The sequence below is a fragment of the Streptomyces sp. NPDC007917 genome, from assembly GCF_042959105.1.
In the GTDB taxonomy this organism is placed as follows: domain Bacteria; phylum Actinomycetota; class Actinomycetes; order Streptomycetales; family Streptomycetaceae; genus Streptomyces.
In genome coordinates this window covers 64,242-76,497 of sequence record NZ_JBIBKK010000031.1, presented here as the reverse complement: position 1 = coordinate 76,497, position 12,256 = coordinate 64,242, and the positions used below count along the sequence as shown (strand labels likewise).

The following is a 12,256-nucleotide window of genomic DNA, read 5'->3' as shown; positions in this document are numbered from 1 at the left end:
CCTCAGTCCCCCTTGTAAGCCGTGGTCGCGCAACAGCTTAGGGGCAAGCGCCGACAGTCCCGCTCAACTCGCGGGCGTGCGGGCCCTGTCGGGTCGGTTGTGCGTCGCTGGCTCGGCTCGCTGGGCCCGCCCGGCGGGTGGAGAGAACCGAGCCCCTAAGAAGGAGTGCCGAAGCCGTCGAGGCCGGCGTGCTGGGCGGCCGCCGCGGCGGCGCCGACCAGGCCGGCGTCCGTGCCCATCTGCGCGGGGACGACCTCCAGGCCGCCGACGAACGAGAGGGTCGCGTAGTCGCGCAGCGCGCGTCTCAGAGGGGTGAAGAGCACGTCCCCGGCGCCCGCCACCCCGCCGCCGACCACGGCCACCTCGATCTCGACGAGCGTCGCGGTGGCCGCGATCCCGGCGGCCAGGGCCTGCGCGGCGCGCTCGAAGGAGGCCCGTGCGACCGGGTCGCCGGTCCGGGCCGCGGCGGCCACGGCCGCCGCGCTCGCATCGCCGCCCGGGCCGGGGCGCCAGCCGCCCTCCAGGGCCCGGCGGGCGATGTTGGGACCGCTGGCGATGCGCTCGACGCAGCCGCGCGCGCCGCACGGGCACGGGTCTCCGTCGAGGTCCACGCTGATGTGGCCGATGTGCCCGGCGTTACCCGTGGGGCCCGGGTGCAGCCGGCCGTTCAGCACCAGGCCGCCGCCGACGCCCGTGGACACCACCATGCACAGCGCGCCCGTACGCCCGCGCGCCGCGCCCTGCCAGTGCTCGGCAGCCGCCATCGCCACTCCGTCGCCGATGAGCGCGAGCGGCAGTTCACCGACCGTCTCCCGGACCCCGGCGACCAGGGGGAAGTCCCGCCATCCGGGGATGTTGACGGGGCTGACGGTGCCGACGGAGGCGTCGACCGGGCCCGCGCTGCCGATGCCGACCGCGGCCACCCGCGACCACTGCGCGCTGCCCGACAGCTCGTCGAGCACCGCCGTGACCTCGCGCATCACGGTCTCGCCCGGCTCCTGGGCGGGGGTGGCGCGTCTGGCCCGTACGACCAGCTTGCCGCTGCCGTCCACCAGGGCACCCGCGATCTTGGTCCCGCCGATGTCCAGTGCGGCGATGAGGTCACGTGGCATTTGAGTCGACTCCCCCGGCGGGCTCTCGGTGTATCACTGTGGGGCACCAGTCTTCCCTGCCGCTGACAACGTTGTCCAGGGGCTATGCTCGGACACCCTTCCGCACGACCACCAGCGGACGGCCAGCGAACGACCAGCGACGGGACAACCGCACCGTGACCGACACCGCTCCGGGCACCGCCACCACTCCGCGCCGCTACGGCACCCGGCCCACCATGAAGGACGTCGCCGCGCGTGCCGGGGTCGGCCTCAAGACGGTCTCGCGGGTGGTCAACGGCGAGCCGGGGGTCACGCCCGACACCGAACGGCGCGTCAAGGAGGCCATCACCGCGCTCGGCTTCCGCCGCAACGACAGCGCCCGCATTCTGCGCAAGGGCCGCACGGCCAGCATCGGACTGGTCCTCGAAGACCTCGCCGACCCGTTCTACGGGCCCCTCAGCCGCGCCGTCGAGGAGGTGGCCCGCGCGCACGGCGCCCTGCTGATCAACGGTTCGAGCGCCGAGGACCCCGAGCGCGAGCAGGAGCTCGTGCTCGCGCTGTGCGCCCGGCGGGTCGACGGCCTCGTCGTCATCCCGGCCGGCCGCGACCACCGCTATCTGGGCCCGGAGATAGCCGCCGGCGTCGCCACCGTGTTCGTGGACCGCCCGGCCGGCCGCATCGACGCCGACGCCGTGCTCTCCGACAGCTTCGGCGGCGCGCGGGACGGCGTCGCCCATCTGATCGCCCACGGCCACCGCCGCATCGGCTTCCTCGGCGACCAGCCGGGTATCCACACCGCCGAGGAGCGGCTGCGCGGCTATCGGACGGCGATGGCCGAGGCAGGGCTGCCGATCGACGACGCGTGGGTGGCCCTCGGCCCCACCGATCCCGAGCGGGTACGGGCCGCGGCCATCGCGATGCTGGACGCCCCGGAGCCGGTCACCGCGCTGTTCGCGGGCAACAACCGGGTGACGGTCACCGTCGTACGGGTCCTGGCCGGGCGCCCCGGGCCGGTGGCCCTCGTCGGCTTCGACGACTTCGAGCTCGCCGATCTCCTCTCCCCCGGCATCACCGTGATCGCCCAGGACTCGGCCCAACTCGGCCGCACCGCCGCGGACCTGCTCTTCCGCCGCCTCGACGGGGCGGGGGGCGAGCCGCGGCGGGTGGTCCTGCCGACCCGCCTGATCGCGCGCGGCTCGGGCGAGTTGCCGCCGGCCGCGTAACCGCCTTCCCGGCCCTCGGCCCCGGCCCTCGACCCCCGGATGGACCATCCGGGTCGCCACGGCGCCCTCCTGCCGTCAGGGTGGGACCGACGGCGGCACTCCGCACGCTGCGGCACGCCGCGACACGGCGCGGACGGGACGAGGTGAGGCGCGATGGCCCGGTGCCGGGTACGGACGTTCTGCGCGGGAAGTCTGGTGGCGGCCACCGCGCTGGTGGCGGTCGGCTGTTCTGGCGGCGGCTCGTCGTCCCCCGCCTCCAAGGTCTCCAAGGCCATCGTCTCGGCGACCGCCTCCGCGAAGGCCGAGCTGGACAAGATCAAGAACGGTGTGAAGGCCAAGGGTGATGTGAAAGCCGGCGCCGTCTCGATCGCCCAGGACGGCCATGCCGTCGCGCCGATCACCGTGACCAACAAAAAGGACAACGCGGCGAAGTACGCCGTGGAGGTGAACTTCCGCGACGCGAAGGGGAGTCTGCTCGATGTGACCGTGCTCACGGTCTCCTCGGTCCAGCCCCGCTCGTCGAAGAAGGCCACCGCGCGCAGCCACCGCAAGCTCAGCGGACACCTCACGGCGCAGATCGGCGCCGCGGTGCGGTACTGAGCGCGGCGGTGGCCGCCCTCCTGCCCGGGCTCAGGCCGTGAGCCCGGGCCACGGACTCAGGCCGCGAGCACCTTGGCCTTGGCGCGCTCGTACTCCTCGCTGGTGATGTCGCCGTGGTTCTTGAGCTCCACGAGCTTGGAGAGCTCCGCGGCATGACCGCTGGCAGCGGTCTCGCGCACGAACTCCTTCAGATCCGCCTCCGCCTTCAGGGCCGCCTTCGCCTCGCGCTCACCCATGCCACGGCCGCGTGCGATCAGGTACACGAAGATGCCGAGGAAGGGCAGCACGACGACGAAGAAGCACCAGCCCGCCTTGGCCCAGCCGCTCATCGAGTCGTCCCGGAAGAGGTCGCCGATCACGCGGAAGAGCAGTATGAACCACAGGATCCACAGGAAGAACCAGAGCGTGGTCATGAACACGTTCAACAAGGGATAGTCCATCATCCGCCTCCCATCGGACGCGCCCGGTGAGACCGACAAAAGCTCCCACCCGCGCCGACTACTCCCAGCGTACGGCGCCTTCCGAGCCCGGTCGGCGCAGCACCGGATGCCCCGCCGGCGCACGGGCGCGTACGAATGGAGAGAGAGCGGAGTCGGCCGGAGGAAGCGGACTCCCCGCGAGCCGGAGGCCGGAGAGGGCGCCCCATGGACCTGCAGATCCTCCCTCTCGCCGTCACCATGATGGCGGGGCCGCAGATCGTGTCCGCGGTCATCCTGGTGACCACGCCGCGGCCGGTGCGGGTGTCCCTGGCGTTCCTCCTCGGGGTGGCGGTCGCGACAACGGCGGGGGTGACGATCACCCGGGGTGTCTTCGCGCTGCTGGGTCAAGTGGTCGCGCCGGGCAGCCCGTCCGAGCGCGGATCGGCCGGCACGGTCGTCCAGATCGTGCTGGTGGCGCTGTTGGTGTTCGCGGCGGTGAAGGCGTATGTGAAGCGGGAGACGGCCGAGCCGCCGAAGTGGCTGGGCTCGCTGATGGAGGCGGGGCCCGGTAAGGCCTTCACCGTCGGCCTCCTGGTCATCCTGGTCATGCCGTCCGACATCATGGTCATGCTGACCGTGGGGGCGTCCCTGGAACAGCAGGGCGTGGGTGTTGAGGCGGCGCTGCCGTTCATCGGCCTGACCGTGCTGATCGCGGCGTTGCCGCTGCTGGTCTATCTGCTCGCCGGCGAGCGCGGGCGGCGGACCATGCCCCGGGTGCGGGAGTGGCTGACCTCGCACAGCTGGGTGGTCACCATCGCCACCTGTCTGCTCTTCATCGTGCTCGTCCTCGCCTAGAGGCACCTCCCGGCGGCACTTCGCGGCCGCCCCGGCTACCGGCTGTCCGGCCCGGTGCGCGCCCAGGGCCGGGCCGGGCGGGTCCGGGGCACGCGCGCGCGGGGCAGCCGGCCGGGTCCCGCCAGGTAGGCGCCCAGCGCGACGGCGAGGCCGAGCACCGCGGTGGTGCGCAGGGTGGTCCACAGTCCGCGCACCAGCGTGTCGTACACGGCCGCCGCTGCCGGCCCGGGCAGCACGCTGGGCGGCAGGTGGTCGAGGCAGTAGCGGCGGGCGACGGCCAGGACCGCGCCCAGGGCGAGGGAGGTGACGGCGGTTCCCAGCGCGGCGCGGGCCAGGGCGCGGCGGCGCCGGCGCGCGAGCAGGACGCCCGAGGTGCCGAGGAGCGCGGGCAGTGCGGGCAGCCAGGCGCCGGCCAGGTCCAGCAAGCGCGCCCCGGCTCTGACCTGGCCCAGGTGGGCGGAGTGGAACAGGACCATGCGCCGGTCGACGTCGGGGATGGCGCTCGCCGAGGAGAGTCCGGCGTTCAGCAGCTGCCGTTTGACCTTCTCGACGGCCGCGCCCACGTCCAGGGTCACGGTGTCGCCGTCCACCCCGACCGGTCCGTGTCCCTTGCCGGTGAGCACATGGACGAGGGCGGAGTGGCCGGCCCGGTTGGCGCCGACCCACACCGCCGGGAATTGGTGGCCGCGCACGACGCGCGCCGCCACTCTCGTCAACGCCTGGTCGACGGCCGGGCCCAGCTTGGGCCCGAGCCCTTCGACGGCGTCGGCCGCCGCGGGTGGCAGCCCCTGGCGGCGCAGCCAGGACGCGATGTCGGAGGTGAGGTCACGGCCGTCGCGGCGGGCGTCCAGGGCCCGTTGTACGTGGCGCAGTGCGGCGTCCTGGATGGCGGGGTCCTTCGCGAGCGGGGAGACCGTCGCCACATAGCGGTCGGTGTCGAGGACGATGTCATGGAGCCACACCGACACCAGGGACACCGGTACGAGCAGACAGGCGAGCGACAGCAGCAGCCCCGACGCGGCGCTCCGGGCGATCTGGCCTACGCGCCGGCGCCCGCGGCGGCGCACCCGGCCGCCGCCCGCCCCAGCGGCGGCGTGGTCGTGCGGTGGCTTCGGCGGCTTCGGTGTCGGGGGGCCGCCCGGTGACTCGTCGGGGGCGCCGGTCATGACAACATCTCCCGCCTTCCCCGGCGGCACCGCATCCCGGGTGAGGCGTCAGAGTGAACTCATGCGGCGCGAACCCGTGGAGCCGGGTCGCGTGCAGCGCCCACGAGCACGAAGCGCACGGAGGCGGGCTCTCCCGGCCCGCGGCCGGGATCAGCTCGTGGCGGGGGCCCGGCCCGACAGGCCGTCCAGGGTGGCGCGGTCCAGGCCGGTCAGGCGCTCCACCTCCGCGCCGTCCACCGCGCCGCAGTCCAGCCCGCGCAGCAGATAGCCGCTGAGGGCCTTGGCCGTGGCCGGTTCGTCGGCGATGGCGCCTCCGGCGCGGTTGACGTAGGCCGCCAGGCGGGCCGCGGCCTGGGGCAGGCCTTCCCGGTAGAAGGCGTAGACGGCGGCGTAACGGGTCGGCAGATGGCCGGGGTGCATGTCCCACCCCTGGTAGTACGCGCGCGCCAACGACCGTCGCACCAGGCGGTGGTGGAGCCGCCAGGCCTCGTGGACCTGCTCGGACGAGCCGACGGGCAGGACGTTGGTCGAGCCGTCGGAGAGCCTGACGCCGGTGCCGGCGGCGGCGACCTGCATGACGGCCTTGGCGTGGTCGGCGACGGGGTGGTCCATGGACTGGTGGGCGGCGCTGACCCCGCAGGAGGCGCTGTAGTCGAAGGTGCCGTAGTGCAGTCCGGTGGCCCGGCCCTCGGAAGCGTCGATCATGCGGGCGACGGTGGCCCGGCCGTCGGGGCCGAGGACGGCCTGGGTGGTCTCGATCTGGATCTCGAAGCCGATCCGGCCCGCGGCCAGGCCGTGTGCCCGCTCGAACGCCTCGCACAGCCGGACCATGGCGGTGACCTGCTCGGCGTAGGTGACCTTCGGCAGGGTGAGGACGAGTCCGCCGGGCAGTCCTCCGGCGTCCGTCAGCCCGGTGAGAAAGATGTCGAGCGTGCGGATGCCGCGGTCGCGGACGGCGGCTTCCATGCACTTCATGCGGATGCCGACGTACGGCGGTGCGGTGCCCTGCGCGACGGCGGCGGCGACCAGGGACGCCGCGCGGGCGGCCGCGGCGTCCTCCTCGGCGTCGGGGCGCGGGCCGTAGCCGTCCTCGAAGTCGATGCGCAGGTCCTCGATCGGCTCGCGCACCAGCTTGGCGCGCATCCGCGCGTAAACCGGCTCGGCGAGGTCGTCCTGGATGCCGAGGACGGCGGCCAGCGCGGCGGGGTCAGGGGCGTGTTCGTCGAGCGCGGCGAGCGCCTGGTCGCCCCAGTCGCGGACGGTGCCCGCGGTGAACAGGTCGGCGGGGACGTAGACGGTGTGGACGGGCTGGCGGGTGCCGGGGTCGCCGGGGTAGCGGCGGGCGAGCTCGGCGTCGACGCCCGCGAGCGAGGCGGCGATCCCGTCCCGTACGGCGCTGGGCAGGCTGGTCGCGAACGTCTCCTGCTGCCCCATCCGCATACCCTCCATCACGCCGCCAGCCTTTCCGCATTTCGGAATCTACAATCCGCACAGCGAAGTTATCCGGCGGCTCGATCCCAGGTCAACACCCCCCGGAAGCCCAGCGGCCCCCGTGCGCGGCGCATCGTCCGCACACGGGGGCCGTCCAGTGGCACAGGGCCGCCCGGCAGAGGCGTCAGCCCTTGCGGGCCTTGATCTCCTCGGTCAGCTGCGGGACCACCTCGAAGAGGTCGCCGACCACGCCGTAGTCCACGAGGTCGAAGATCGGAGCCTCGGCGTCCTTGTTGATGGCGACGATGGTCTTGGAGGTCTGCATACCGGCCCGGTGCTGGATCGCGCCGGAGATGCCGGTGGCGATGTACAGCTGCGGCGAGACCGACTTGCCGGTCTGGCCGACCTGGTTGGTGTGCGGGTACCAGCCCGCGTCCACCGCGGCGCGCGAAGCGCCCACGGCGGCGCCGAGCGAGTCGGCCAGCGCCTCGACGAGCGGGAAGTTCTCCGCGCCGCCGACGCCGCGGCCGCCGGAGACCACGATCGCGGCCTCGGTCAGCTCCGGGCGGCCGGTGGACTCGCGCGGGGTACGGGCGGTGACCTTGGTGCCGGTGGCCTGGTCCGAGAAGGTCACGGACAGCTCCTCGACCGCACCGGCGGCCGGGGCGGCCTCCACGGCGGCCGAGTTCGGCTTGACGGTGATGACCGGGGTGCCCTTGCTGACCCGGGACTTGGTGGTGAACGCGGCCGCGAACACCGACTGGGTGGCCACTGGCCCCTCGTCGCCGGCCTCCAGGTCGACGGCGTCGGTGATGAGGCCCGAGCCGATCCGGACGGCCAGCCGGGCGGCGATCTCCTTGCCCTCGCCGGAGGAGGGCACCAGCACGGCGGCCAGGGAGCCCCCGGCGGACACCACCTCGTAGGCGGCCTGCAGCGCGTCCACCTTCGGTACGACGAGGTAGTCGGCGTACTCCGGGGCGTCATGCGTGAGCACCTTCGCCGCGCCGTGCTCGGCGAGCGTGGCAGCGGTGTCGGCGGCACCGCCGCCGAGGGCGACGGCCACCGGCTCACCGATCCGGCGGGCCAGGGTCAGCAGCTCCAGGGTGGGCTTGCGGACGGCACCGTCCACGTGGTCGACATAGACGAGGACTTCAGCCATGGGAATCGATCTCCTGCGGAAAAGTGCGGGCGGTTGGCGGTGCGGGGGGACTCAGATGAACTTCTGGCCCGCAAGGAACTCGGCCAGCTGCTTGCCGCCCTCGCCCTCGTCCTTGACGATCGTGCCCGCGGTGCGGGCCGGGCGCTCCGCGGCGCTGTCGACCGCGGTCCACGCGCCCTCCAGGCCGACCTCGTCCGCCTCGATCTCCAGGTCGGACAGGTCCCAGGAGGTCACCGGCTTCTTCTTGGCGGCCATGATGCCCTTGAAGGAGGGGTAACGAGCCTCGCCCGACTGGTCGGTCACGGACACGACGGCCGGCAGCGATGCCTCCAGCTGCTCCGAAGCCGTGTCACCGTCGCGGCGGCCCTTCACCGTGCCGTCCTCGACCGAGACCTCGGAGAGCAGCGTGACCTGCGGGACGCCCAGGCGCTCGGCGAGCAGCGCGGGCAGCACGCCCATGGTGCCGTCGGTGGACGCCATGCCACAGACCACCAGGTCGTAGCCGGTCTTCTCGATCGCCCTGGCCAGCACCAGCGAGGTGCCCAGCGCGTCGGTGCCGTGCAGATCGTCGTCCTCGACGTGGACGGCCTTGTCGGCGCCCATGGACAGCGCCTTGCGCAGCGCGTCCTTGGCGTCCTCCGGACCGACGGTCAGCACGGTGATCTCGGCGTCGTCGGCCTCATCGGCGATCTGGAGCGCCTGCTCCACCGCGTACTCGTCCAGCTCGGAGAGCAGGCCGTCCACATCGTCGCGGTCGACGGTCAGGTCTTCGGCGAAGTGCCGGTCGCCGGTGGCGTCGGGCACGTACTTCACACAGACAACGATCCTCAAGCTCACGCCGGCTCTCCTACTGCATCGTCTCTTCGTCAGCTGCCTTGTGCAGGCAGCATAGGCGCCTTCCGGCCCGGATTCCGGGCCGTCGGCGACCGGGTCGGCCCCTGCACCGATGGAGATATTACTCGTCAGTACATCCAGCTCGTTCCCCGTAATCAACCCGGTTGAACTGTGACCTTGCCAACGAAAGACCGTCGGCGGCTCAGACCGCCGCACCCAGGGCCGCGATCACATCCGCCGTGCGCGGCTGCCCGGCCGCGCGGCGCACGATGCGGCCCCCGGCGTCGAGCACCAGCACCGTGGGGGTCCGTACGACATCCAGTCTGCGCACGAGGTCCAGCCGCGCCTCGGCGTCGATCTCCACATGCGCCACGCCGTCCACCATCCGGGCGACATCGGCGAGAACGCGCCGGGTGGCCCGGCAAGGCTGGCAGAACGCGCTGGAGAACTGCACGAGCGTCGCCCGCTCCCCCAGCCGCGCGCCCAGTTCCGCGGCGTCCAGCCGCCCGCTCCGGTCCGTCTCGCCCTGTCCGCCTCGCACCCGCTGTCCTTTCGATCGTCCCTGTCGATCGTCCCTCGACGGATGCAGCACCGGATTCCCGGGGGACATTCCTCCCCGCGCCCGCCCCGGCGTACGCCCGGCCCCGACGTGATGAGGATCTCCCGGCCCCAGTGGTCCGCCCGGTAGGCAGAGGGGCGCGGCATGGGGCACCATCTGCCAGAAGCCCGAACCTACGGCCGCGTAACTTTCGTCGGGAGAGCCCTCCCAGGAAAAGAGAAGGGTCCCCTATGGCAGAGCTCGTCTATCCGCCCGTGATCGGCGTCGCCCGCACCATGTTCAAGGCGCTGGACCTGCGCTTCGACATCAAAGGCACCGAGAACATCCCCCAGCGGGGCGGCGCGGTTCTGGTGAGCAACCACATCGGCTATCTGGACTTCGTCTTCGCCGGACTGACCGCGCGCCCGGCCAAGCGGCTGGTCCGCTTCATGGCCAAGGAGTCGGTCTTCCGGCACAAGGTCGCCGGGCCGCTGATGCGGGCGATGAAGCACATCCCGGTCGACCGCGCGGCGGGCATGGATGCCTACCGGCACGCCCTGCGGGCGCTGCGCTCGGGCGAGATCGTGGGGGTCTTCCCCGAGGCGACGATCTCCGAGTCGTTCACGCTCAAGAACTTCAAGACGGGCGCGGCCCGGATGGCCCAGGAGGCGGGCGTACCGCTGCTGCCGATGGCGCTGTGGGGCACCCAGCGGCTGTGGACCAAGGGCCACAAGCGCGATCTGGGCCGCAACCACTTCCCGATCACCATGCGGGTGGGCGCGCCCCTGGAGGCCGATCCGACCGAGCCGTCGGACACGCTCACCGAGCGGCTGCGCGCCCGGGTGCAGGAGCTGCTGGAGGCGGCGCAGCGGGCGTACCCGGTGCGGCCCAAGAACGAGGACGACACCTGGTGGGTCCCGGCCCACCTCGGCGGCACCGCGCCCACCCCGGCCCAGGCGGCCGGGCGGGGCCGCCGCTGACCGCTGCGCGCCCGCGCCCGCGCCCCTCCGCTCGGACGGGAGCGGGCGCGGGCCGGGCAGGCGCTACGCCCTGCCCATCTCCTCGCGGAGCGCGGCGACGAACCCGTCGACGTCCTCCTCCGTCGTGTCGAAGGAGCACATCCACCGCACATCGCCCGCCGCCTCGTCCCAGAAGTAGAAGCGGTAGCGCTTTTGCAGCCGTTCGGCCGCATCGTGCGGCAGCCGGGCGAAGACGGCGTTGGCCTGGACCGGGTGGAGGATCCGCACCCCCTCGACCGTACGGACCCCCTCGGCCAGCCGCCGGGCCATGGTGTTGGCGTGGCGGGCGTTGCGCAGCCACAGGTCGCGGGCGAGCAGCGCCTCCAGCTGTACGGAGACGAACCGCATCTTGGACGCCAGCTGCATGGAGAGCTTGCGCAGGTGCTTCATGCCGCGGACGGCGTCCGGGTTGAGGACCACCACGGCCTCGCCGAAGAGCATGCCGTTCTTGGTGCCGCCGAAGGTCAGCACGTCCACGCCGACCACATTGGTGAAGGCGCGCATCGGCACGTCCAGGGACGCGGCCGCGTTGGCTATCCGGGCCCCGTCGAGGTGGACCTTCATACCGCGCTCGTGGGCGTGGTCGCAGATGGCGCGGATCTCGTCCACGGTGTAGACGGTGCCCAGCTCGGTGTTCTGGGCGATGGAGACGACCTGGGGCATGGCCCGGTGCTCGTCGTCCCAGCCGTACGCCTCGCGGTCGATGAGCTCGGGGGTGAGCTTGCCGTCCTCGGTGGGCACGGTGAGCAGCTTCAGCCCGCCCACACGCTCGGGAGCGCCGCACTCGTCGACGTGGATGTGCGCGGTGTCGGCCGCGATGACCGCGCCCCAGCGGTCGGTGAGCGCCTGGAGGGCGACCACATTGGCGCCGGTGCCGTTGAAGACCGGGAAGGTCTGGGCCGCGGCCCCGAAGTGGCTGCGCATCACCCGCTGCAGATGCTCGGTGTACTCGTCCTCGCCGTAGGCGACCTGATGGCCGCCGTTGGCCAGGGCGAGCGCGGCGAGGATTTCCGGATGGGCTCCCGCGTAGTTGTCGCTGGCGAATCCGCGCAGATCGGGGTCGTGGTGGCGGCGGGCGTCGGTGCGCCCTGGGTTCACGGGTTGGGGGTCAGCCACAGACGGGTTCCGTTCACTTCCCGGGCGGGCCGGTCCCAGAGTCCGGCGATGGCCTCGGCCAGCTCCTTGACGTCCGTGAAGCCCGCGAACTTCGCGTTGGGGCGCTCCGCTCGCATGGCGTCGTGCACCAGCGCCTTGACCACCAGGATGACAGCGGCCGCGGCGGGGCCTGCCTCGTCCCCCAGCTTCCGGAAGGAGTCGGCGAGCGCGAGGGTCCATGCCTCGGCCGCGGCCTTGGCGGCGGCGTACGCGGCGTTCCCGGCGGTGGGCTGGGAGGCGCCCGCCGCGCTGATCAGGACATAGCGCCCCTTGCCGCTGCGCAGCAGGGCGTCGTGGAAGGCGAGCGAGGTGTGCTGGGCGGTCCTGATCAGCAGGTTGTGCAGGGTGTCCCAGTCGGCGAGCGGGGCGTCGGCGAAGGTCTTGCTGCCGCGCCAGCCGCCGACCAGGTGCACCAGGCCGTCCACCCGGCCGAACTCCTTCTCGGTGCGGTCGGCCCATTCGCGGGCCGCGCGCAGGTCGAGCAGGTCGACGGTGTCGCCGGTGACGGTGGCCCCGCCGTGGGCGTAGCGGGCGGCGTCCACGGCCTCGGCCAGCCGGGCGGGGTCCGCGTCGGAGGCGATGACCGTGGCCCCGGCCTCGGCGAGGCGGAGCAGCACGGCGCGGCCCGCCGGGCCCGCCGCGCCGGCCACCGCGACCACGGCCCCGTCCAGGGGCCCCTTGCCGTTCGGCTCGTTCGGGGTGGGGCTCGACGTCAGTGTGGTCATGGTCGTTGCCTCCTCGGGCCCTCCGCTCATCCCTGCCACCG

Annotated in this window: 13 protein-coding genes; 4 read left to right on the top strand and 9 right to left on the bottom strand. The window is 73.0% G+C overall.

Annotated features, from left to right (window positions below):
* Positions 1-155: 155 nt before the first annotated feature.
* Positions 156-1,112, bottom strand: a complete 957-nt coding sequence (locus ACFZDL_RS39555) for an ROK family protein (protein WP_353591712.1) — start codon at positions 1,110-1,112, stop codon at positions 156-158.
* Between the two features lie 155 nt (positions 1,113-1,267).
* On the opposite strand from ACFZDL_RS39555, the gene ACFZDL_RS39550 reads away from it, so the two are divergent.
* Positions 1,268-2,314: a LacI family DNA-binding transcriptional regulator gene (locus ACFZDL_RS39550; protein WP_353591713.1), complete on the top strand. Its 1,047-nt coding sequence runs from the start codon at positions 1,268-1,270 to the stop codon at positions 2,312-2,314.
* A gap of 153 nt (positions 2,315-2,467) precedes the next feature.
* Positions 2,468-2,914, top strand: a complete 447-nt coding sequence (locus tag ACFZDL_RS39545; protein ID WP_353591714.1) for a hypothetical protein — start codon at positions 2,468-2,470, stop codon at positions 2,912-2,914.
* A 56-nt stretch (positions 2,915-2,970) separates the two neighbouring features.
* Here ACFZDL_RS39545 and ACFZDL_RS39540 read toward each other — a convergent pair whose 3' ends face one another.
* A complete protein-coding gene (locus ACFZDL_RS39540) occupies positions 2,971-3,354 on the bottom strand; it encodes an SHOCT domain-containing protein (RefSeq protein ID WP_353591910.1) in 384 nt (127 codons plus the stop codon).
* A 204-nt stretch (positions 3,355-3,558) separates the two neighbouring features.
* On the opposite strand from ACFZDL_RS39540, the gene ACFZDL_RS39535 reads away from it, so the two are divergent.
* Entirely contained in the window at positions 3,559-4,188 is a 630-nt protein-coding gene (locus ACFZDL_RS39535; protein WP_353591715.1) for a GAP family protein, read from the top strand.
* Between the two features lie 35 nt (positions 4,189-4,223).
* Here the strand turns inward: ACFZDL_RS39535 and ACFZDL_RS39530 are convergent, their stop codons facing one another.
* From ACFZDL_RS39530 to ACFZDL_RS39510, 5 genes are all read right to left on the bottom strand, one after another.
* On the bottom strand, positions 4,224-5,354 hold the full coding sequence (locus ACFZDL_RS39530) for a hypothetical protein (RefSeq protein WP_353591716.1): 1,131 nt from the start codon (positions 5,352-5,354) through the stop codon (positions 4,224-4,226).
* Between the two features lie 150 nt (positions 5,355-5,504).
* The gene (locus ACFZDL_RS39525) at positions 5,505-6,788 is read right to left on the bottom strand and encodes a DUF6986 family protein (protein ID WP_353591717.1); all 1,284 of its coding nucleotides are present in this window, start codon (positions 6,786-6,788) and stop codon (positions 5,505-5,507) included.
* Positions 6,789-6,969: 181 nt separating this feature from the next.
* Positions 6,970-7,944, bottom strand: a complete 975-nt coding sequence (locus ACFZDL_RS39520) for an electron transfer flavoprotein subunit alpha/FixB family protein (protein ID WP_353591718.1) — start codon at positions 7,942-7,944, stop codon at positions 6,970-6,972.
* Between the two features lie 51 nt (positions 7,945-7,995).
* Positions 7,996-8,781, bottom strand: a complete 786-nt coding sequence (locus ACFZDL_RS39515) for an electron transfer flavoprotein subunit beta/FixA family protein (protein WP_353591719.1) — start codon at positions 8,779-8,781, stop codon at positions 7,996-7,998.
* A 199-nt stretch (positions 8,782-8,980) separates the two neighbouring features.
* Positions 8,981-9,319 (bottom strand): thioredoxin family protein, encoded by a 339-nt coding sequence (locus ACFZDL_RS39510; protein WP_353591720.1) that lies wholly within the window; start codon positions 9,317-9,319, stop codon positions 8,981-8,983.
* 248 nt (positions 9,320-9,567) lie between these two features.
* Between ACFZDL_RS39510 and ACFZDL_RS39505 the strand changes: the two genes are divergently transcribed.
* Positions 9,568-10,296, top strand: coding sequence for a lysophospholipid acyltransferase family protein (locus ACFZDL_RS39505; protein ID WP_353591721.1), 729 nt, complete (start codon positions 9,568-9,570; stop codon positions 10,294-10,296).
* Between the two features lie 63 nt (positions 10,297-10,359).
* Here ACFZDL_RS39505 and ACFZDL_RS39500 read toward each other — a convergent pair whose 3' ends face one another.
* Positions 10,360-11,451: a beta-eliminating lyase-related protein gene (locus ACFZDL_RS39500; RefSeq protein ID WP_391193702.1), complete on the bottom strand. Its 1,092-nt coding sequence runs from the start codon at positions 11,449-11,451 to the stop codon at positions 10,360-10,362.
* A complete protein-coding gene (locus tag ACFZDL_RS39495) occupies positions 11,430-12,215 on the bottom strand; it encodes an SDR family oxidoreductase (RefSeq protein ID WP_353591722.1) in 786 nt (261 codons plus the stop codon). The genes ACFZDL_RS39500 and ACFZDL_RS39495 overlap by 22 nt, the downstream gene beginning before the upstream one ends.
* Positions 12,216-12,256 lie beyond the last annotated feature (41 nt).

What these genes read in the sequence shown, in the direction of transcription:
- ACFZDL_RS39555 (WP_353591712.1), bottom strand. Translation starts at nt 1,112, where the DNA reads ATGCCACGTGACCTCATCGCCGCACTGGACATCGGCGGGACCAAGATC.
- ACFZDL_RS39545 (WP_353591714.1), top strand. Translation starts at nt 2,468, where the DNA reads ATGGCCCGGTGCCGGGTACGGACGTTCTGCGCGGGAAGTCTGGTGGCG.
- ACFZDL_RS39540 (WP_353591910.1), bottom strand. Translation starts at nt 3,354, where the DNA reads ATGGACTATCCCTTGTTGAACGTGTTCATGACCACGCTCTGGTTCTTC.
- ACFZDL_RS39535 (WP_353591715.1), top strand. Translation starts at nt 3,559, where the DNA reads ATGGACCTGCAGATCCTCCCTCTCGCCGTCACCATGATGGCGGGGCCG.
- ACFZDL_RS39530 (WP_353591716.1), bottom strand. Translation starts at nt 5,354, where the DNA reads ATGACCGGCGCCCCCGACGAGTCACCGGGCGGCCCCCCGACACCGAAG.
- ACFZDL_RS39525 (WP_353591717.1), bottom strand. Translation starts at nt 6,788, where the DNA reads ATGGGGCAGCAGGAGACGTTCGCGACCAGCCTGCCCAGCGCCGTACGG.
- ACFZDL_RS39520 (WP_353591718.1), bottom strand. Translation starts at nt 7,944, where the DNA reads ATGGCTGAAGTCCTCGTCTATGTCGACCACGTGGACGGTGCCGTCCGC.
- ACFZDL_RS39505 (WP_353591721.1), top strand. Translation starts at nt 9,568, where the DNA reads ATGGCAGAGCTCGTCTATCCGCCCGTGATCGGCGTCGCCCGCACCATG.
- ACFZDL_RS39495 (WP_353591722.1), bottom strand. Translation starts at nt 12,215, where the DNA reads ATGACCACACTGACGTCGAGCCCCACCCCGAACGAGCCGAACGGCAAG.